Genomic DNA, 20,255 nt, shown 5'->3' with positions numbered 1-20,255 from the left:
GAACACCCACATACCAACGACATCAGGAGCTTGGAGGCAATTTCATGGAAGGCTTTATCACCGACTGGCTGAATCTCACGATTCGCTGGCTGCACGTCGTCGCCGCCATCGCGTGGATCGGCGAATCGTTCTATTTCGTCGCACTCGACAACGGCTTGAAGAAACCGAAGGATCCGGCACTCGTCGAACGCGGTGTATTCGGCGAACTGTGGCATGTCCACGGCGGCGGCTTCTACAACATGCAAAAGTACATGGTCGCGCCGGCGCAGATGCCCGAGGACCTGCACTGGTCGAAGTGGCCCTCGTACACCACCTGGATGTCCGGCTTCGGGCTGTTCACCGTGCTGTATCTGTTCTCGCCGAGCACGTACCTGATCGATCCCAACGTGCTCGCGATGTCGCCCGTCGAAGCGGTCGCGGCCGCATTGGGCTTTTTGGCCGCCGGCTGGATCGTCTATGACACGCTGTGCCGGCTGCTCGGCAACAAGGACGGCCTGCTCGGTATCGCCGTCGGCCTCTACGTGCTCGCTGCCGCTTACCTCGCATGCCATGTTTTCTCGGGGCGTGCCGCCTACCTGATCGTCGGGGCGATGCTTGCGACCATCATGTCGGCCAACGTGTTCTTCGTCATCATCCCGGGGCAGCGCAAGATGGTGAACGCGATGCTGAAGGGCGAAGCGCCGAATCCGATCTATGGCAAGCGCGGTAAGCAGCGCTCGGTGCACAACACTTACTTCACGCTGCCCGTGGTCTTCGCCATGCTGTCGAATCACTATGCGATGACCTACACGCACCGATACAACTGGGCCGTATTGGCGATCATCATGTTCGCCGGTGCACTGATCCGCCAGTTCTTCGTCATGCGCCATCGCGGCCAGGTGCTGTGGTACCTGCCGGCGGGCGGCGTGGCTCTGCTCGCGGCGGCATTGGCCGTCACGCTGCCGAGACCCGTGATGACGCAAGCACAGGCGGCCAATGCGCCGGCCGTGAAGCTGACCGATATCCAGCCGATCCTGCAGCAACGGTGCGCGGCGTGCCATTCGGCGCACCCGACGTTGATGGGAAGCGCCCCGGCCGGCGTGCTGTTCGACACGCCGCAGGAAATTTCGGCGAACGCACAGCGGCTCTATGAACAGGCCGTCGTCCTCAAAGCGATGCCGCTCGGCAACGTCACCAAAATGACGCCGGACGAGCGCGAGAAGATCGCCGCTTGGTTCAACTCGGGCAAGCAGCCGTAGCGACCGGCCGAGACCGTCGGCTGCACGCGCCGCTCGTGCGCGAAGAGATGGCCGGCGAATCGGTGCCGGACGAAACGAAGCCCCTCGGCCCTTACGGGCACCGAGGGGCTTTTGCATGGAGCATGACCACGAAGCACGAAGTGCGCGGCAGCACTTTTCTTCGACGCAGCGGTCAGGCAAACTCGGTACCGGCGCGCCGGTGCCGCGGCCGGTGGAACGTCAGGCTGCTTGCGCGAGCGTCTCGAGAGCGGGCGACGATCGTGCAGCGGGAGCGGCCAGCGCGGAAAGCATCGACCGGTCGTTGAACCGGAAGAAGCAGACGAGCTGATCGCAGGCGGCGAGCCTCAACAGTTGCGGCCCCGACAGATCGGCGATGACATCGGCCACTTGTGCGGAAAGCCCAAGCCGTGCCATGCCGCCGGCGCGGTCCGTCCGCAGCAGGCGTTGTGCAAGCGAAAGGTAGGACAAGTTGATTTCGCGGATCGATTCGAGCGTCTCGCAACCGTTCATGACTATCTCTGCCAGGGGTTCGTGGTTCGAATAAAGAGTTGACGGATAAGCAGCGATGCAACGTCCTGCCCCTCTTCCGTCGCTTAAAACGCGCGTTTGCGCGCCAAACGTTTGCGCAAGCGGGCGATCAGCAGCAGCAGCGCTCGTCGGCCACGCCGGCAGCAATCAGGCTGCAGGCGATCTCGCGCAGCAGATGCTGCGTAAGCGCGCCGGAACCGCCGAGGCAAAGGCGTTGAAGTTCGATGAGGTCTTTGGCGAAGCGGCTCATGGCGATCTCTCCGTGTCTCGAAGCTGGAACCGTTCGCGCCGTCATGCGTAGTACGAAACGGTTTCCTGTGACGAAAGTATCGGCGAGCGCCCGGCGGAAACAAATCAGCCGCCGCTGAACCTTGCGTAATATCTGGCAGCGCGCTTGTCAGCCGTTTCCTACGCGAAGCGTGCGTAAGCACTACGCGCGCCCCGACGTAAAAACGCCCGTGCGCATTTCACACGGGCGTTCGAATAACGGAGTGCAGAGGTGGATCAGCCTGCCGCGCCCCGCAGGCCCTCGGAAGTCAGCCAGAGCGATTCGGGCAGTGCTTGCTCGTCGCAGTTGTGGCCCTCGCCGCCGCGATCGACGACGATGAAATCGCTGACGTCGTCGAGCGCGATGAGCGGATGGTGCCAGACCCCTTTAGCATAATTGACGCCTTGCCACCCGCGCGTCACGAAGGCGCGCACGGCTTCCGGGTCGAGTTCGCCCGCCGCCGCGACGACGACGAGATACGGCTTGTCCGTCAACGGAATGAAAGCCTGCGAGCCGAGCGGATGGCGTTCGAGCATCGTCACTTCGAACGGCAGCACGCGCGGCTGGCCCCGAAACAGATTGACGATCGCCCGCCCCCCCGCGTCCGTGACGTCGATGCGCGCGAGATCGTGATACCGAATCGTCGTGCCGAGGTTGATCGGAATTTGACGCGCGCCCTGAAGCTCGATGACGTCGCCGAACGGCGCGAACGCGTCCCGCGTCAGGGGCTCGATCGTGAGCGCCTTCATCACTGTGCCGCTCATGCGAGCACGCCCCATGCGCGCAGACGAGAAACGCCGCCGTCGGGGATGATGTTCAGGCGCAGGTGCGTCACCGGGCCGATCGCCGCGACTTCCGACTCGAAGAAATGCTGCTTGTCCATCTCGAGCTTCTGCTCGCCGAGCAAGGTCGGCCAGAACATCGCTTGCGTGATCAGCGAGCTATCGGTTCCGCCCGTGACGAACGCGGCCTGGATCGAGCATCGATCCGGAAAATTGCCCTTGAAGAACGCCGTATCTACTTCGATCTTCGTAATCGTGCCGGGACGTGCGAGCGCAATGATGGCCCAATCGTTGCCAGGCTCGCGGCGGCGGCGCGTTTCCCAGCCGTCGCCCATGTTCACGCCGCGGCCCGGCATCAGCATGTTCGATGCGGCCCCGAAGTGCTGATTGTTGGCGGCCACGACATACGCACCGTTTTCCATCGCCGCGAGATCGACCGGTGCGCCGCGGCTCACGTTCGTCCAGTCGACTTGCGGTTGCCCGTAGACGCGCAGGCGCGCGACGCCGCCGTCGGGATACAAGTTCAAGCGAAGGTGCGTGTAGGGTTGGTCGTTGGGCACCTCGACGTAGTGGTGCGCGTTTCCCTGCAACGTCGTCGAGGGGACGATCTGCGTCCATTGCGTCGAGCTCCCGGGCTGCTCGCCGCCCGGCACGTAGGCCGCCTCGATCGACGCCGCCGGCGGAAAGTTGCCCGTGAAGTGGCTCGTATCGATGTCGAGGCCCTTCACGATGCCCGCCCGCGCAAGCTTGACGATGCACCAATCGTATCCCGTCGTCCGCTTGCGGCGCGTTTCCCATCCGTCCATCCATTTTCCGTGCTCGTCGTACTTGCCTGGAATGAACACGGCCGGCTCGGGGTTCAGCATGCGCGCTTTGGGCGCGAAAAATTCATCGCTCGCCTCGAGCGCCTGCGCACCGAGCCGCGGATCGGCCAGGTTGACGTAGCGGCGCGTGAAATCGGGCGCATTGGGATCGAGAATCGGGAGAGCCATCGTTGTCGTCCTTCGTGTCTGTCAATTCGTTCAGATTCGTTCGAATGCGTTCGCACTGCGAATGAAATATCGTCTTGCCGCATCGAGCCGGCATCGCGCCGTGCCGGCGCGTGCCCTCATGCCTTTGCGTTCACCCCGTCACGAGATCGTCGAGGCGAAACCGTGCGATGCGGTAGATCTGCTCCAAGCTCGCACGCAGCTCGTCTTCGCGCGAGTGATTCACGCGCGCTTCGAAGTTCGCGATGATTCCGGCACGGTCGTAGCCGCGCACGGCGAGAATGAACGGGAAACCGAACTTCTCTCGGTACGCGGCGTTCAAGCGCTGCAGTCTGTCGAATTCTTCCCGCGAGCAGTGCGCGAGTCCAGCACCGCTTTGCTCGCGCGTCGATTCCGCCGTCAGTTCGCCGCGCACCGCCGCCTTGCCCGCAAGCTCCGGGTGCGCGTTGATGAGTGCGAGCTGACGGTCCATGCCCGCCTGCTCCACGATGTCGCGCATCGTCGCGTAGAGCGCGTCGACGCTCGCGAACGGCCGCGCATCGGCCGCCTGCCGCGCCACCCATGGCGAATGTTCGAAGATACCCGAAAGCGCCGTTTCGAACGCGTCGCGCGGCATCGAATTCAATTGTTCCAACGAGTATTGCATGGGCTTCATGCGCGTGAGTCGTCCGTTTGCGGCTGATAGGGATGGTGCGCGCGCCAATGGCGCGCAATGTCGACGCGGCGCGCCACCCAAACGCGATCGTGGCGCTCGATGTGGTCGAGAAAGCGCTGCAGCGCGCGCAAGCGCCCCGGACGCCCGAGCAATCGGCAATGCATGCCGATCGAGAGCATTTTCGGCGCTTCACTGCCCTCTTCGTACAGCACGTCGAAGGCATCGCGCAAATAGGTGTAAAAATGATCCGCGGTATTGAAGCCTTGCGGTGTCGCAAAACGCATGTCGTTCGTATCGAGCGTGTACGGCACGATCAGCTGCGGCCGGATCTCGCCGCCTGTCACCTGCACGTCGGCCCAGAACGGCAGATCGTCGCCGTAGTAATCGGAGTCGTACAGAAAGCCGCCGTATTCGGCGACGAGCCGGCGCGTGTTGGGGCTATCGCGGCCGGTGTACCAGCCGAGCGGCCGCACGCCCGTCACGCGCTCGATCGCCTCCATGCCGAGCCGCACGTGCTCGGCTTCGCGCTCCGGCGACATGTCTTGGTAGTGGATCCAGCGCCAGCCGTGGCAAGCGATCTCATGCCCGAGCTCGACGAAAGCGCGCGCCACCTCGGGGTTGCGTTCGATGGCCATGCCGACGCCGAACACCGTGAGCGGCAAGCCGCGCTTCTCGAACTCGCGCAGGATGCGCCACACGCCGGCACGCGATCCGTACTCGTAGATCGACTCCATGCTCATGTGCCGCGCCGGATAAGCTGCCGCACCGACGATCTCGGAAAGGAACTGCTCCGAGGCGGGATCGCCGTGCAGGACGCAGTTTTCGCCGCCCTCTTCATAATTGAGTACGAATTGAACGGCAATGCGGGCGTGCCCGGGCCAATCGGCCTGGACAGGGTGCCGGCCGTAGCCGATCAGATCGCGCGGATAGCGGGAGTCGGATGTCATGGCAAAGGTTCAGGCAAGCATTGAGGGCGATCGACGCGGTGGCGCGGAATGTGGGAACGCGCGCAGCCTGCCGCGACGGCTCGATTCAGTTGAATCAGTGTATAGAAATCGACCGTGCACGCCCATACGGCGACGGAGATAGCGGGGGTCACCGCGTGCGTATGTCGATGGGCGCGCCGGCGCGGCAAACTGCGGGAAAACAAAGCGGGCGCAAGGCACGGCGGGCATCAGCCCTCGCGCGGGCTGAAATCGGCCAGCGGCCCGTCATAGCGCTTGACGAGAGGGCGAGCGTATTCGCCCCGCTTCGCCGTGCCGAGCCCGAGCGATACCAGCGCCTCGACCCATTTGACGGCAGCCGTGACCCCTTCGACGACGGGCGCACCGATCTCGTCCTCGATGGCGTGCACGAGATCGACCATGCCTGCGCATCCGAGGACGATCGCATCGGCGCCATCCTCATCGAGTGCGCGCCGGCATTCGTCCACGATGAGCCGTCGCGCCGCGCTGCCCGGCCGGTCGAGATCGAGCACCGCGACATCGGTCGCGCGAACGCTACGGCAAAACCGCTTCATGCCGTACCGCTCGGCAAGATGCCAGGCCATGCCCGTCGTACGCGCGAGCGTCGTCACGACCGAAAAGCCCGGAGCAATGACGCTCGCGGCATGCATTGCGGCCTCGGCAATGCCGACGACCGGACCGCCCGCCAATTCGCGCGCGGCGTACAGCCCCGGATCGCCAAAGCATGCAATGACGTAGCCGTCCACGCCCTCACGCTCGCCGCTCGCCACTTCGGCGAGCAAACCCGGCAACGCAAGCGACTCGTCGTACCAGCTTTCGATCGACGGCGGCCCCATGGTGGACGTGGCGGCCACGACATCGGTACCGGGTGCGGCGGCGGCCCGTGCACAACCTTCCATCGCTTCGGTCATGCGTGCCGTGGTATTGGGATTGATGAGCTTGATCTTCATCGCGCGGTTCTCCGATGCACGAAACGTCGCACGTCAGCTACGGACGCCACGCGCCGCGAAGCCATAGAACGCCGCGCCGAGCGCGACGCCGATGAACCACGAGAAATTGGCGAGCGATGCCAGCGCAGGCGTCATGACGCAGAGCACGGCGATGACGGCGGCCGCGACCACCGCCGCGACGGCACGTTTGTTCACGCCGCCGCTGTACCAATACGAGCCTGACTCCGACATCGAGTAGAGGTCGTCGAGCACGACGCGCTGGCGTTTCACGATGAAGTAATCGACGATCAGCACGCCATACAGCGGCCCGATGAACGAACCAAGGACGTCGAGCGTGTAATGGATCACGGCCGGGTTGTTGAACAGATTCCAAGGCGTGATGAACACCGACGCGACGGCGGCCATCATTCCGCCTGCGCGCCAGCTGATGTGCTTCGGCGCCACATTGGAGAAATCGAACGCCGGCGAGACGAAGTTGGCGACGATGTTGATGCCGATCGTGGCGATCATGAACGTCAGCGCGCCGAGGACGACGGCGAAAGGCTGATCGATCCGGCCAACCGTCGCGACGGGGTCCGTGATCATCTCGCCGAAAACGGGCAGCGTCGCCGACGTCGTGATGACGGTCACGAGCGAGAAAGCGAGAAAGTTGACGGGCAGCCCCCAGAAATTGCCGCGCTTGACGCTTTCATAGCTCTTGCAGTACCGGGAGAAGTCGCCGAAATTCAGCATGGGGCCCGAAAAATACGAGACGACGAGCGAAATGGCCGTGATCGTGACGGGCAATGCTTCCCAGCCGTGATACTTGACCGCGCCGAGATTGAGGCTGATGTTCGAAATGCCCGCGCGCACCACCATGTAGCCGGCCAGGATGAACATGACGACATAGACAGCCGGTCCGGCGAAATCGATGAACTTCTTGATCGTCTCCATGCCGTTCCAAAACACGAGCGCCTGCAGCACCCAAAGCACCATGAAGCCCCCCCAGCCGAGCGTCGACAGCCCGAGCCAGCCATGCCGATGCACGTCGGCATAGGGCATCAACTGCGGCGCGAACTTGAGCAGAACGATGACGAAAGCGCTCGATGCGAGATAGGTCTGAATGCCATACCAAGCGACGGCAATGAGGCCGCGAATCACGGCCGGAATGTTGGCGCCGAGCACGCCGAACGTGGCCCGGCAGATGACGGGATACGGCACGCCGTTGCGCTGGCTCGACTTCGCGATCAAGTTCGCGAACACGTTGACGATGCCGATGCCGACGAGCAGCGCAATCAACACTTGCCAGCTCGTCAGCCCCAGTGCGAAGAGGCTGCCCGCGAAGACGTAGCCGCCGACACTGTGCACGTCCGACATCCAAAACGCAAAAATGTTGTAACTGCCCCAATGCTGATCGCGCAGCGGCGCGAGATCGGCATTGCACAAGCGCTCGCTATAGCCTGCCGGCAAAGCGGCCTCGGTTCGAGCGGGGGACGGGCCCACGGCACCGGCATCAGTGGGTACGGACAAGTCAGGCATGAGCATCTCCGGGGAAAGGACAAGCGTATTGCCGGACGGCACTTTCCCGTGCCGGCGCAAATGGGCGCCTCGTTCGACCGGTCGCAGTCGGCGCCGCCTGCGGCCGTTGCATCGACTAGTAGTTAGTTGTCCTAATTAACTACGTGGAAACATCGGCGCCTACCGCATCGTCGATGTCGGCGCCTCAGGCGCCGAAAACTTCTCGCAGATCCGCCGCGCCGCGCGCAGGCCGATCGAGCATCTTCAATTCGACCGTTTCCAAATGCCTCACCATCAGATTCGACGCGCGTGCGGTGTCGCCCGCACCGATCGCCTCGACGATTTGCGCATGCTCGTCGAACGAGCACGGGCTGCGGCCAAGCGATTCGTACAGCGCCGAAATCAACGTCGAGCGCGCGACGAGCCCCGACAAGCAATCGCACAGCACGCCGTTGCCCGTCAGTTGAGCGAGCGCGGTGTGAAATTCGCCCGATAGGCGGATCCACGACCGAAAATCCCGGTGCTCGAATGCACTGCGCTCGCGCTCGATCATCTTGGCGATCGCTTTCAAATGCGCCTCGCCCCGCCCGTCTTGATTGCGGCATACGCGCTCGATCACCGCGCTTTCGACGATGCGACGCATCTCGAATACCTCGTGCACCTCCTGCAGCGACGGGCTTGCCACGAAGGCGCCGCGATTCGGCTCCAGGTCGACGAGATGCTCGGAAGCAAGCAGCGACAACGCTTGACGCACCGGGCCGCGCTTGACGCCGAACACCTCGCACAACTGAGCCTCGGTGAGCTTTGCGCCGGGCTCTAGCCGATGTTCGAGAATCGCATCGCGGATACGTTCGGCAATCGCCGCCGGCTCGGACAATTTCGTCGTCGACATGTTGGGTATAGTAGATTCGACACAAAGATTGTCAACAATTTATTTTGCACCGATGCGCGCACCTTATCGGTGAATTCCCGAGGAATGCCCGAATTTGTCGCGAAATCGCACCGACGACGTGCGTAGGCAGCGTATCCACAACGCCAAATTCGCGGGAGCGGCGGCAAAAATTGTCAACAATCCTAGGGACAATGACCGGGCAAAAGACGGACTTTCCGCGCGAGACCTAGCTCAGCGTGGGGTGCCCGGTGACGGTAAGCGAAAAGCCATCGCGCGTAGCCTGCAGCCGAGCCTGCGCACCAAATGGGAGCGTGACGAGATCGGCGCCGTGGCCGAATCGCAATCCGGTCACGATCGGCAGCCCCGTCACCTCGCGGATATGCTCGACCATCGCCGGCAAGTCGTAGCCGTTGTCGTAGGGCGAGAGCTTGCCGCCCGTGAAGTCGCCGAGCACGAGCGCGCGCTGGCGGGCCAGGATGCCGGAAAGGTGAAGTTGGTACAGCATCCGTTCGACGCGATACGGATGCTCGTTGACGTCTTCCAAGAACAGGATTCCGCCTTCGATGCGCGGCATGAACGGCGAGCCGACGAGCGACGCGATCATGGCCAGGTTGCCGCCCCACAGCGTGCCGCTGACATCGACTGCGCTCACCTGCGCAGCCGATTCGCGCACGGTGAATTCCGGCGATTCCAGCGCCCGCCAAAAGTGCTCGACAGTAAAAGTGCTGACCTCCGGGGCGCCGAAGTTCGCCGTCAACATCGGACCGCCGAACGTCGCGATGCCTGCGCGTGCGAAGAGCGCCAATTGAATCGCCGTGAAATCGCTGTGGCCGCAGATGGCGATGCGCGCGCCGGCCAGCCGGCGCTGAAGCCCGGCATAGTCGAGCGCATTCAAGATCCGCACGGCGCCATAGCCCCCGCGCATGGCGAGGACGACGTCAGGCAGCGGATGAGCGGGATCGGCAAGGCGGTTCAGGTCCTGCGCGCGCTGCGCGTCCGTGCCGCCGAAACGCAGATGGCGGCGCTGCGCGGCTTGCCCACCGACCACTCGATGACCGTCGGCGCGCAGCCGCGCGATACCGCGCTCGGCAGCAGCTTCGTCGGGCGGATAACCGGACGGTGCGACAATCTCGATCGTGCGTGAACGGCTCATGATGGGCGTTGTGATTGATTGACGAGCATGCGTGGCGCTGGCCTTATGCTCGCCTTAGATTGGCTGCTCGGGCGTGCACGCCCGGGCCTCGGCGGCGGCCGCCACGCGTTCGGCGCGAATCGCCTCGCGCCTGTGAGCGAAGAACGACTTCAGCGCATCGCCGCATTCGGTGGCGAGCACGCCGCCTGCCACTTTCGTGTGGTGGTTGAGCTGGCGATTGGCAAATGCATCGACGACACTGCCGCAGGCCCCCGTCTTGGGATCGTGGGCGCCGAACACGACGCGCGCGATCCTTGCATGCATGATGGCCCCGGCGCACATGAGACACGGCTCCAACGTCACGTACAGTTCGCAGCCCGGTAGCCGGTAGTTCAGCAGCGATCGAGCGGCCGCGCGCAACGCGACCATTTCTGCATGAGCGGACGGATCGTGGCCGCCGATCGGATGATTGAAGCCGGTCGAGATGACTTCATCGCCGCGCACGAGCACCGCTCCGACCGGGACTTCGCCCGCCGCACGCGCCGACTGCGCAGCCTCGAGCGCGAGCGCCATGTAGTGCCGGTCACGCTCAGTGCCACCCGCCTCGGCCTCGGCCTCCCCGCCGATAACGCCGCCGGCCGGGCCGTCGCATGCCGGCGCCCCAGGGGCCTGAGGCGGGACGAAGCCGCTCACGAAAGCTCCACGCCGTGGACGCCAGCCGTGTCGTTCTCGCCGGCGAGCACCCGCTCCGTGAGCCTTTCGGCAATGCGGCGGCAGTATTCGCGCGGCACCACCGTGGGCTCGCCGCGCAGCGATTCGAGCGCCATATCGAGTGCAAGCAGCTTCGCCTGCAGCCGACAGCGCGTCGCATTGTCGCTCGCGGCGTTCAGTTCGTCCTGCAGGTGGCGCAGCGAGCGCAACTGCTCGACCGCGGGCGGCACGAAACCTGCGTTTTTCAGTATGCGGTTGGCGACTCGGACTTCCTCGGGCACGAGCAAGTCGTCATCTAGGTCTTGCGGCGCCCCGGCACCCGGCAAGTCGTCGAACTCGCCACGCGCGGCGGCGGCGGCGATGCGCTGTTCGACCAAGGCATCAAGCAATTTCATCTGCGATCCACTACATTGCGGCACGCGCATTTTAGCAGGGAGTCGAATTCGGTTTTATGGAGCGCTCCCTCTGATCGCGGTTGCTCGAGCCTCGCCGCCCGGTGCGGCTCGGCGCCAACCCGTCCGGACAATGGATGCACTGCCCCAGTGGCGGTGCCGTTTTGCATGGCTCGCGCCGATTATTTGCCGACCTTCGTGCGCAGCTCGCGCGCCGTTTCCAACAAGCCCTCGTAACCCGCGCGGCTGTGCTCGGGCAAATCGGGATCGCCCACCAGCGCGCCAAGCGTCTCGATCAAGCTGTATAGGATGCCCTTCGCCGCACTGACGGCGATATTGCCCGACGACAGCAGCGTATCGACGTGATTCAGTGCGTCGTTGAGATGATCGGCATCGGGATGCTTCGAATCATCGTTCGTCCGGTTCGGATCGGGAGTCATGGTGCGCGTTCCTATCGATTCTCGTGTGGGCGAGGCAATGCGGGCCGACAGCCGTGCAGGCCTCGTTCATCACTTATATACCTCGCAGGGAGCATCGTCCACTGCGTGGCTAAGGGCGTGCGTCCTCGCTTTCGCTTCTGGCGTCGATCGCCTCAGCGTTGGTCAGCATCAAGAGTACGACTTCACAGCGCTCGAAGACCTGCGCCGCGTGTTCCGCGACGCTCGCGCCTGCCTGCGCAAGCACCGCTTGCTTGGCCGCCGACCGATTCCAGACGATGAGCGGGACACCCGCCTTTCTCAAATTGAGCGCCATCGGCTCGCCCATCGCACCGAGACCCATGAAGCCTACGGGAGCATTCCACGAAGGTCACATCGCCCTCGTCATCGTCGTCAAGATTCCGTGTGATCCGTCCAAGGATCGATCACCGCGATCCCGCAGCCGACGAAGTCGCGCACGTTTCGCGTCGCCAATGTCGCGCCCGTGGAGCGAGCCACGGCAGCAATCATGGCATCGAACTGGCTGATCTGCTTGCCGGCGTTCCTACGCGATACGGCAATGGCGGCGTAGAGGTCTGCCGCGTCGCTATCGAAAGTGAGCAGCCGGCCAGCGAAATCCTGTTCGAAAATGGCCTGGACGGCGACCGACAACGCTTGCTTGCGCGCACCATCGGCCAACAGGCCCACGCCATAGAGAATTTCGGCTCGCGTGATGGTAGTGGTGAACAGCGCAGCACGCCGCTGCGTGCGAAACCACTCGATCACACGCGGGTCCGGCGCCGATCTCAGGGTTTCCGACAGGACGTTGGTGTCGAGGACGATCATTCCCCGAAATCCACTCGGCTCGAAATCGTCTCCCGAGCCGGCAACTCCAGATCGACACCACCGAACGGCGCCATGCGCGAGCGGATGGATTCGATCAGACTTTGCCGACCGCCTTCGTGGGTGGACAGGGCCGAGCGCAAGATGTCCCGTGCCTCGTCCTCCATCGAACGCCCGTGATGCGCCGCCTGCACGCGCAAGCGCGATTTGAGTTGCTCGTCGATGTTGCGGATCGTCATACTCGCCATGTCGCTGCCCTCCGTTAATCATTGATTGCAGTTTAATCAATGATTGCATGTCAGGCAAGCCGTGGCGCCAAGTGTCGGCCGCAACGCTCGCCTCCCGGACCGCGAGCGGCGTTTTCCTCTTCATCTCGTGTTTCATCGCTCAGATCGTCCCTTTCCGTGGAAATCATCATGGCTGACGATTTTCGCGCCGGCGCCGAGCGTGCCGACAGCCTTCCGAACGGCCAACGACCGCTCGATTTCGATGATTTCGGAACAGGCCGGGACGGGAAGATGGGCGCCGCCGGAGAGCGATCGCGGCGCTGTACGGCGACCGCGGTGCGGCGCCGAACGAGGCACGCCGGGCGCAAAAATGGCGAACGCGGCCAAGAACGCCGCGTTCGCCCACTGCTGCGAGAAACCGAGAAAGGGCTCGGGACGAACGGGCCGCGCCTAAGCCCTCACCCGCTCCGTGTCGGAAATCCGGTACTTGCGCATTTTCTCCCACAATACTTTGCGGCTGATGCCGAGGTATTGCGCCGTTTCCTGGCGCCGCCATCCGTTCGTCGTCAAGGCGTCCAGCACGCGCGTGCGGTCGGCCATGTCCCACCGCGCGACGTCGGGCGAGCGCTCCGAGAGCGCGGCCTGCGTCCTTTGAGCGTGCGCGAGCAGCGCTTGCAGCCGCTGCGGATCCCACGTCCGCATCTGCCTTACGGTCACGCCGATGCGCTCGGCCAGGTTGCGCAACTCACGGACGTTGCCGGGGAAGCGCATTTTCGAGATTGCGTCGGTCAGCCAGGGGGGCATATCCGGCAGCGTCGAGAGCACCTCCTCGCCGAACACGACGCTGATCACCGACTTGAAGATACCGATCTTGTCGGCGACACCCCGCTCCTGAAGCGAAGGCACGTACACCTCGATGACCGCGAGGCGATAGTACAGATCGGCCCGGAACGAGCCTTCGGCGACGAGGCGCGGCAGATCCTTGTTCGTCGCGGCCAGCACGCGCAAATTCACGTTCATCGACGTGCTGGCGCCCACTCGCGTGACGGCGCCGTCCTCGAGCACACGCAAGAGCTTGACTTGCTGGTGCAGCGGGAGATCTCCGATTTCGTCGAGAAACAGCGTGCCTTCATCCGCTTGCTCGAAATAGCCCTGATGCGCGCCGGCAGCGCCCGTGAATGCGCCCTTCGCATGCCCGAAGAAATGCGACTCGAACAGGCCGTCGGGAATCGCCCCGCAGTTGACCGCGACGAACGCGTGCCGGCTCCGGCGAGGATGCTTCGTGTGCAGAAGCTTGGCCACCCGCTCCTTGCCGACGCCGGTCTCGCCGCGAATCAGAACGTTGGTGTCGCAGTCGGCGAACATGTCGACTTCATGCAGCAGCGCGCTCATGCATTCGGAATGCGCGATGAACGGGTTCGCCTCGCGCGTCTCGGGCACCGGCGAGCGCACTTGCGCGGCGAGCTTTGCCACCATGGTGCGCAACGCGGCGGCGCTGAACTCGAGCGGCAGCACATGCAGGTTCGCGTGCGCGGCAAGTTCGGACAACGGCTCCGATTCTCCCACCCAAATGACGGGCATCACGCTCGCCCGCTGGCACTCTTCGAGCATCGCCGCGGAATCGCCCACGGCACGGGTGCTGATGACCGCCACCGACGCGCGCATCGCCGCCGGTGCCGGCGAAATCATCAGATCGTCGATCGGGATGACGTTGACGTCGACCCGATTGAAGCAGCGGCTGACGCGATCGGCCAGACCAATGCCGCCTCCGAGAACGTAGATGTCCAATGCTCCGGTTTTTTCGACGCCTTTCATCATTCGATCGCCATGAAAGTGCAACTCGGCGAATCGGAAAGCCTAGGGGTGGGCGCTGCGCGCCGCCCCTTGCCGCTCCCGGGTCGCTCACCGATGCCGCATGGTTGAGGGTTCACTGTTCGTCCGTGTCGGGCTCGCTTCGCGACTGCAACGCCTTGAAGCGAGCCGACCGATATTCGACAGGGCTCATTCCAAAATGCCTCACGAAATGCTTGCGCAAATGATCTCCATTGAACAGCCCGCAATGCCGCGCGATCTTGTCGACGGGAAGCGCGGTGGTAACGAGCAGTTGACAAGCGCTTTGCAGCCGGATCGCCGACAGATAGTCATGCGGCGTACGACCCATCTCCGCGCGAAATCGCCGCAAGAAGTTCCGCTCGCTCATCAAGGCGTGCTCGGCCATGCTCGAGATGGAGATGCGCGCGCCGTAGTTCTCATTGATCCATTCGACCGTCGCCTTGATTCGTTCGCTCGGTGCGGGCTTATCGAGCGATGAGGCCGCCCGCGCTGCACCGGCGGCGTCGGCCCCCTGCCCGGTGTTCGCCTCGCGTGCCTCTCCCTGCCCGATATCGCCCCGGTGCGCAGGCGAAGCGTCGCTCTCCTGCGTTGCCTCCGCGCCGTGCGCCGGATGTCCCGATTGCGCGAGCAGGTCCCCCTTCGCGGCATCGGCGTCGAGAGGCAGCCGAATGATCTTCGCTTCCTCGCCCGCGCGCGACAACCACGCAACGATCTCGGGCCTGGGCTCCAACGGTCCGCTGCCGGATTTCGGCACGACGAAATAGTTGAAATCGAGCGGGTCCACGTCGTAAATCGCTTCGCACCACACCGGGAGGCACGCGTTTTCTCGAAGCACGAATCCGCTTCGCCCGGCGATGATGGTGATGCTGATCGCGCCCGCTTGCCCCGCCCGGCCGTGGTCCGAGCCGAAGCGCTCGCACGTCCTCGCCAGCACTCTCGCCACGTCGCTCGAGGAGCAATCGTCGCTGATGACCACACCGATTCGGCAGCCCACGCCCGCGCGGGCCGCCGCCCCTTCACGCATACTTTCCGGCTCGTGGTCCGGCGAGTACTGGCCCTTCGCAGTCGCTCGCAGCCCGCCGGCCTTGTACAGACGCATGTTTCCCCCATGTGGGAAATGAACGTATTACGATGCCCGCGGCCACCGAACTTCGCCGCGGCGCCGGGCGACGTAACGCTCGCCCCGCCGTGGCCGTCAGACAGCCGCGTCGGCGTGATCCTCGTCGCCGATCAATTGATGCTTGAGTTCATCGATGCGCGCCGTGCAGCGCGCAATGTCCTCGAGCGAGAGCGAGCTGCGCGTCCAGCGCAGATAACACTCGAGCTCATGAATGCGTTGCCCGACCGAGCCCGATGCTCGATCGATGAACAGCTTGTCGTGGACCGCCATCGACCGCGCCGCAAAGAACGGAACGTCGGCGCGCAGCGGACGAATGCCCTCGGAATGCGCACCCGTCGCCGTGCTCAGCGGATGGAATTCCCCGATCATCAATCCAGCCACCATATAGATCGGCTTGAGAATCGAATGGGCGCAATCGACAAATTTGTAGTAGTTCGCGACCGGTAAATTGATCGGAAAGATGCAGAGCGATAATAGATCGCGGCGCGTCGTCAATTGTTCGGCAATGCGGCCGAACAGCGCCGGCACTGCCATCATTACTTCGAGAAACAGCTCGAAGCACATCTCACGGCAATCGATCGCGCAGAAATACAAGCGCTTTCCTTCGTGCGCGGGATGGACGAACGGGCAAACGGCTCCTTTCCTCCCGAGATGCGGGTGGGGCTTCATCACGAATCGTTCCATCCAATCGAGCCCGGATTGGAACGCCGCGCGGATGTCTGGATTCTCCAAGCGCGCGACCTCGGTAGATAAACACAAGGATCGCTCCATTTTAAGCAGCGTTTCGGCGATCGCCAGCCGACGCGGATCGAAGGTTGTCCCGGTCATCATGTCGTTGATTACTAAGTCAAATAGTTTTCACACTCGCAAAGGGGTATGACGCTGCATCCCACCGTGCCTCGAGCCGAGTACGCGGCAAATATCCGGGTTTGCCCCGTGCGGCGCAACATCGGCGCCGAAATTGGCGAATAACGCCTAGCGCCGGCCCGCGGTAGCCGGGAGCGTTAGGTCATCGCAGCCGTGCGCACCGGTGCCGCGACACGTCGAAAACGGACAGTTGGAATGGCGCCTGGCGCTCGTGCACCGTTTCTTCGATCGGAGCGGTGGGCGCGCGAAGAACGAGAAAATCGCGCCATTTAATCCTTTTATTTATCCGACCCCGTAAAAAAATACGAACTTTTTTCTGCAGGGGCGCTCAGTGCACTCGGTCAAACAAGCGCGAGAGTCGAACCCTTCACCCCGGGACCGCGTGCCCCGCTCACGTTTTCCGCTCGCGTTTTTACATCGCAGTAGCGCGTGAGGTTCGGCGATCGCGATGACGCATGGCCTTTTTTAGTTATGGGCGCCGGCCTTCGGTAGACCGGCTGGCGCTCGGATCCTTCACGCCGGAAAGCGGCTTCCGCGTTCGAACGGAGAGAATTTGATGTCGATGATGCAGTAATTAGTATGAAGAATATCGAATCGCTTGGCAAACGTTTGCTGCCGAATTCCGGGCTCCGCAGGCCGGACGCCGGAATCGACAGGTTTTGCTTGATGAAATACCCGTTGATCAGATCCTTCGAACACGCAAGAGATAGGACGAGCACCACCGCTCCTCGCTCATCGCGTGAGCGTTCGATGTAATTCCCGCGATTCGAACCCGCGATTCACGAGCTCCGGGCCTCTTCGGAAAAGCCCGGGCATGGGAATCCTTTTGTCCTCGTTTTATCCGCGACGCAATGGAGAAAACGAGCCGCCCGAAGCCTTGTTTGCATCGTCGGCAGACATCGCAAGCAACGTGATTCGAACGCGCTCGATTCGTCACGAGTCGCCGTTCCCTTCGATTTACCGTGCGGCAACCGTGAGCCGCCGTTCGGAAATCGATCCACTAAAAGCCATCCTTGGAGTTTCCTTGATGAAAACGAAGTTTCTACGCCAGATCGCCGTCTGCACCGCCCTAGCGGCCGGTGTTTGCACCGGAGCTCACGCCGCCGGCATCGGCCTGCACATGGGCAGCGACGGTGAGATCAAGCAATACCAGGACTTCAGCAACTGGCTCGGCAAATCGGTCACGTATCGATTGACGTTCCTCGATGGCTCTTCATGGAGCACGATCGCGTCCCCGTACATCCTCGGTTCCGGCACGAAGCACTGGCTCGCCTCGAGCCCGAGCCGCTACGAGGTCATTTCGGTCCCACTGATGCCGAACTCGGGGCATCAGAGCATGCTCCGCGACATCGCGAACGGCTCCTACGACAACTACTACAAAGAGCTCGCCCAGAATCTGGCCACCAAGACCGGCGCGCCCCAGCGCATCATCTTACGGCTCGGCTGGGAATTGAACGGCAAGTGGTACCCCTGGTCGGCAGTCGGTGCGGCGGACGAGTACAAGGCCGCGTACCGGCACGTCGTTAAGGTGATGCGCTCGAAATGCAACGTGCTGCGCTTCGAATGGAACGTAGGCTGGGGCACGAATCCGAAATTCGACTGGACGACCGCCTATCCGGGCGACGATGTCGTCGACGTCATGGGGATGGACGTCTACGACCAATGGAACACGGGCTGGAACAATCTGCTGAACACGTATGAAGGGCTGGCGTTCTTCCGCAACTTCGCCCGCAAGCACGGCAAATCCGAGGCGTATGCGGAATGGGGCTTGTCGGTTCAGCCTTCTCCGATCGGACATGGCGACAACACCGCCTTCGTGCAGGAGATGTACAACTGGATCCAGGCGGGGGGCAGCAACGTTCTGTACGCCAACTACTGGAATACGAAGGCGACCAACAGTCCGAACGGCATCATCTATAGCGACTCCAGCACCGTCCACGTGACTGTGCCGAAGTCCGCGGCACTCTACAAAAAGCTGTTCAGCCACTAACCGGCTACCGCATAGGGCTCGGATGGGGTGATTCACCCGAGCCGCTGCGTTCTTGCATGGCACGCGCGACGCGCGAGCCGTGCGCCGCCGGGGCGTCGCCTGACCTAGCCGCCCCGGCACCCGATCATCCGATCATCCTATCCGCCCTTCCGCTTTCCTTACGAATAGCAAGAAAGTGAGGCGCCGCCAAGCCTCGCGCCGCTCCAAAGCACGAAAAAGCTACTCAATACCCCTACCGGCGGGCACACTCGAGCCCGGAAATCGGCAATTTTTTCCGCGCAATTTGTAAGCCAGGCCATTGTTACTCATGTAGGCAAAAACCGACAGGCCGACCGGTAAGACTACCCAAAGTCCAGCGACTGACGACTGTTATTACGATTGGGCTTCCGCAATAATCTCGTCCAACGAATGCTTGAACACGGACACAGATAGCTTGATGGTGCGGTCGCTTCGATAGCCCCCGGAAGTCTAGATAACTCCGCAAACGTTTGTAATTGGCACCGGATCCGCGATGCGGACGCCGGGCAGGACAGGTTTTGTCTTAGGAAACTGCGATTTGATTAACCCCTTCGAATAGACGCAAGAGATAGGACGCGAACCGGCTCTGACCTCGTCGCTAGACGCAATCAAAGTCAACTCGCAATCCAAACGGCACCACATCGAAATATCCCGGCATTCATCCGATGCCGGATCGGGCGCCCTTTTGCCTTCGAATAATCAGTGAACGGAATTAGAGAATGAGCCTTTTGAATCTTGTTTGCGCCAGCCGCAAACACCGCAAACCAGATAACTCAATTCGCCTCAAGTCGATTTCTTAACTTGATTTGCGCGGCAACTGTGAGCTGCCGCCCCTCGATAATTCGCTCACTCTTTATTTCGATATTTTGGAGTTTCTCATGAAGACGAAGTTTCTGCGTAACATCGCCCTCGCCGCCGCACTCCTCACGGGTGTTTGCACCGGTGCGCAAGCCGCCGGCATCGGCCTGCACATGGGCAGCGACAGCTACATCACGCAATACAACGATTTCAGCAAGTGGCTCGGCAAGGACGTCATGTACCGCGTGACGTTCGTCGATCAAAGCTCGTGGAGCACGATCGCGTCGCCCTACTACTTCAGCACGAGCACGAAAGCGTGGCTGGCTTCGAACCCGAACCGCTATGAAATCGTCACGGTTCCGCTGATGCCGATCTCGGACAGCCCGAGCACGCTCGCCGCCGTCGCGAACGGCACGTACGACACCTACTTCAAGCAGCTCGCCGCCAATCTGGCCGCCAAGACCGGCGCCCCGCAACGAGTCGTCATCCGGCTCGGCTGGGAATTGAACGGCACGTGGTACCCCTGGTCGGCAGTGACGAGCGGCGCAGCCACCTATGTCAAAGCGTACCGGCACGTCGTTCAAGTGATGCGTTCGCAATGCAACGTGTTGCACTTCGAATGGAACCTCGCGTGGGGCTCGAGCCCGAAATTCGACTGGACGACGGCCTACCCTGGCGATGATGTCGTCGACGTCATCGGGATGGATACCTATGACCAGTGGAACACGGGCTGGAACAACATCCTGAACGGCTATGAAGGCCTCGCGTTCCTGCGCAACTTTGCGCGTCAGCACAACAAGCCGGAAGCGTACACGGAGTGGGCCGATTCCACGGCCTCGAGCGGGCGCGGCGACGATACGGCGTTCGTTCAGGGCATGCATGACTGGATCCAGGCGGGCGGCTCGAGCGTTATCTACGCCGGTTACTGGAATACCCCGTCGGGCGGCCCCAACGGTGTGATCTACAGCGACGTTGCCACGATTCCCGTCACGGTCCCGAACTCGTCCGCGCTGTACAAGAAGCTGTTCAGCCAGTAAGCGACGCTCGGCGCGAGAGCGCCAGCGAGTCGAACCGCGGGGGGGGGGCGGGGGGTGGGGGGGCGCCAGCGCGGGGTGGGGTTTTGGGCCGGCCGCCCGGGGGGGCC

Annotated in this window: 23 protein-coding genes; 3 read left to right on the top strand and 20 right to left on the bottom strand. The window is 62.8% G+C overall.

Annotated features, from left to right (window positions below; genetic code table 11):
• The first annotated feature begins 44 nt into the window (after nt 1–44).
• Nucleotides 45–1,238: a urate hydroxylase PuuD gene (locus ACTHNZ_RS01580; protein WP_440540737.1), complete on the top strand. Its 1,194-nt coding sequence runs from the start codon at nt 45–47 to the stop codon at nt 1,236–1,238.
• Between the two features lie 219 nt (nt 1,239–1,457).
• Here ACTHNZ_RS01580 and flhD read toward each other — a convergent pair whose 3' ends face one another.
• From flhD to ACTHNZ_RS01480, 20 genes are all read right to left on the bottom strand, one after another.
• Entirely contained in the window at nt 1,458–1,748 is a 291-nt protein-coding gene (gene flhD / locus ACTHNZ_RS01575; RefSeq protein WP_440540736.1) for a flagellar transcriptional regulator FlhD, read from the bottom strand.
• 127 nt (nt 1,749–1,875) lie between these two features.
• Nucleotides 1,876–2,016 carry a hypothetical protein gene (locus ACTHNZ_RS01570; RefSeq protein ID WP_440540735.1) on the bottom strand — a complete coding sequence of 47 codons (141 nt, stop codon included), beginning with the start codon at nt 2,014–2,016 and terminating at the stop codon, nt 1,876–1,878.
• 254 nt (nt 2,017–2,270) lie between these two features.
• Nucleotides 2,271–2,783, bottom strand: coding sequence for an ureidoglycolate lyase (locus ACTHNZ_RS01565; protein WP_440540785.1), 513 nt, complete (start codon nt 2,781–2,783; stop codon nt 2,271–2,273).
• 11 nt (nt 2,784–2,794) lie between these two features.
• Nucleotides 2,795–3,808 (bottom strand): allantoicase, encoded by a 1,014-nt coding sequence (gene alc, locus ACTHNZ_RS01560; RefSeq protein WP_440540734.1) that lies wholly within the window; start codon nt 3,806–3,808, stop codon nt 2,795–2,797.
• A 130-nt stretch (nt 3,809–3,938) separates the two neighbouring features.
• Nucleotides 3,939–4,460, bottom strand: coding sequence for a 2-oxo-4-hydroxy-4-carboxy-5-ureidoimidazoline decarboxylase (uraD, locus tag ACTHNZ_RS01555; RefSeq protein ID WP_440540733.1), 522 nt, complete (start codon nt 4,458–4,460; stop codon nt 3,939–3,941).
• On the bottom strand, nt 4,457–5,407 hold the full coding sequence (gene puuE, locus ACTHNZ_RS01550) for an allantoinase PuuE (protein ID WP_440540732.1): 951 nt from the start codon (nt 5,405–5,407) through the stop codon (nt 4,457–4,459). Before puuE ends, uraD begins: the two co-directional genes overlap by 4 nt.
• A 227-nt stretch (nt 5,408–5,634) precedes the next feature.
• On the bottom strand, nt 5,635–6,375 hold the full coding sequence (locus ACTHNZ_RS01545; RefSeq protein WP_440540731.1) for an aspartate/glutamate racemase family protein: 741 nt from the start codon (nt 6,373–6,375) through the stop codon (nt 5,635–5,637).
• A gap of 33 nt (nt 6,376–6,408) precedes the next feature.
• Nucleotides 6,409–7,893 carry an NCS1 family nucleobase:cation symporter-1 gene (locus tag ACTHNZ_RS01540; RefSeq protein ID WP_440540730.1) on the bottom strand — a complete coding sequence of 495 codons (1,485 nt, stop codon included), beginning with the start codon at nt 7,891–7,893 and terminating at the stop codon, nt 6,409–6,411.
• Between the two features lie 184 nt (nt 7,894–8,077).
• Nucleotides 8,078–8,764, bottom strand: a complete 687-nt coding sequence (locus tag ACTHNZ_RS01535; RefSeq protein WP_440540729.1) for a GntR family transcriptional regulator — start codon at nt 8,762–8,764, stop codon at nt 8,078–8,080.
• Between the two features lie 226 nt (nt 8,765–8,990).
• Complete coding sequence (ldcA, locus tag ACTHNZ_RS01530; RefSeq protein ID WP_440540728.1) at nt 8,991–9,917, bottom strand: muramoyltetrapeptide carboxypeptidase; 927 nt, start codon at nt 9,915–9,917, stop codon at nt 8,991–8,993.
• A gap of 54 nt (nt 9,918–9,971) precedes the next feature.
• Nucleotides 9,972–10,589 (bottom strand): tRNA adenosine(34) deaminase TadA, encoded by a 618-nt coding sequence (tadA, locus tag ACTHNZ_RS01525; RefSeq protein WP_440540727.1) that lies wholly within the window; start codon nt 10,587–10,589, stop codon nt 9,972–9,974.
• Nucleotides 10,586–11,002, bottom strand: coding sequence for a DnaJ family domain-containing protein (locus ACTHNZ_RS01520; RefSeq protein WP_440540726.1), 417 nt, complete (start codon nt 11,000–11,002; stop codon nt 10,586–10,588). The genes tadA and ACTHNZ_RS01520 overlap by 4 nt, the downstream gene beginning before the upstream one ends.
• 179 nt (nt 11,003–11,181) lie before the next feature.
• Nucleotides 11,182–11,439, bottom strand: coding sequence for a hypothetical protein (locus ACTHNZ_RS01515; protein WP_440540725.1), 258 nt, complete (start codon nt 11,437–11,439; stop codon nt 11,182–11,184).
• 109 nt (nt 11,440–11,548) lie between these two features.
• A complete protein-coding gene (locus ACTHNZ_RS01510; RefSeq protein ID WP_440540724.1) occupies nt 11,549–11,779 on the bottom strand; it encodes an NAD(P)-binding domain-containing protein in 231 nt (76 codons plus the stop codon).
• 50 nt (nt 11,780–11,829) lie between these two features.
• Nucleotides 11,830–12,261 carry a type II toxin-antitoxin system VapC family toxin gene (locus tag ACTHNZ_RS01505; RefSeq protein WP_440540723.1) on the bottom strand — a complete coding sequence of 144 codons (432 nt, stop codon included), beginning with the start codon at nt 12,259–12,261 and terminating at the stop codon, nt 11,830–11,832.
• Nucleotides 12,258–12,506, bottom strand: a complete 249-nt coding sequence (locus tag ACTHNZ_RS01500; RefSeq protein ID WP_440540722.1) for a FitA-like ribbon-helix-helix domain-containing protein — start codon at nt 12,504–12,506, stop codon at nt 12,258–12,260. The genes ACTHNZ_RS01505 and ACTHNZ_RS01500 overlap by 4 nt, the downstream gene beginning before the upstream one ends.
• A gap of 132 nt (nt 12,507–12,638) precedes the next feature.
• On the bottom strand, nt 12,639–12,872 hold the full coding sequence (locus ACTHNZ_RS01495; RefSeq protein WP_440540721.1) for a hypothetical protein: 234 nt from the start codon (nt 12,870–12,872) through the stop codon (nt 12,639–12,641).
• 63 nt (nt 12,873–12,935) lie between these two features.
• A complete protein-coding gene (locus ACTHNZ_RS01490; RefSeq protein ID WP_440540784.1) occupies nt 12,936–14,300 on the bottom strand; it encodes a sigma 54-interacting transcriptional regulator in 1,365 nt (454 codons plus the stop codon).
• A gap of 112 nt (nt 14,301–14,412) precedes the next feature.
• Nucleotides 14,413–15,417, bottom strand: coding sequence for a helix-turn-helix domain-containing protein (locus ACTHNZ_RS01485; protein ID WP_440540720.1), 1,005 nt, complete (start codon nt 15,415–15,417; stop codon nt 14,413–14,415).
• 96 nt (nt 15,418–15,513) lie between these two features.
• The gene (locus tag ACTHNZ_RS01480) at nt 15,514–16,197 is read right to left on the bottom strand and encodes a DUF6875 domain-containing protein (protein ID WP_440540719.1); all 684 of its coding nucleotides are present in this window, start codon (nt 16,195–16,197) and stop codon (nt 15,514–15,516) included.
• Nucleotides 16,198–17,332: 1,135 nt separating this feature from the next.
• Between ACTHNZ_RS01480 and ACTHNZ_RS01475 the strand changes: the two genes are divergently transcribed.
• Nucleotides 17,333–18,295 (top strand): glycoside hydrolase family 26 protein, encoded by a 963-nt coding sequence (locus ACTHNZ_RS01475; protein WP_440540718.1) that lies wholly within the window; start codon nt 17,333–17,335, stop codon nt 18,293–18,295.
• Nucleotides 18,296–19,191: 896 nt separating this feature from the next.
• Nucleotides 19,192–20,148 carry a glycoside hydrolase family 26 protein gene (locus ACTHNZ_RS01470; RefSeq protein ID WP_440540717.1) on the top strand — a complete coding sequence of 319 codons (957 nt, stop codon included), beginning with the start codon at nt 19,192–19,194 and terminating at the stop codon, nt 20,146–20,148.
• The last annotated feature ends 107 nt before the right edge of the window (nt 20,149–20,255 follow it).

Source organism: Trinickia sp. (assembly GCF_051953955.1).
Classification (GTDB): domain Bacteria; phylum Pseudomonadota; class Gammaproteobacteria; order Burkholderiales; family Burkholderiaceae; genus Trinickia.
Note: the sequence above shows the minus strand (reverse complement) of the source record. Positions and strands in the feature narration are given on the sequence as shown.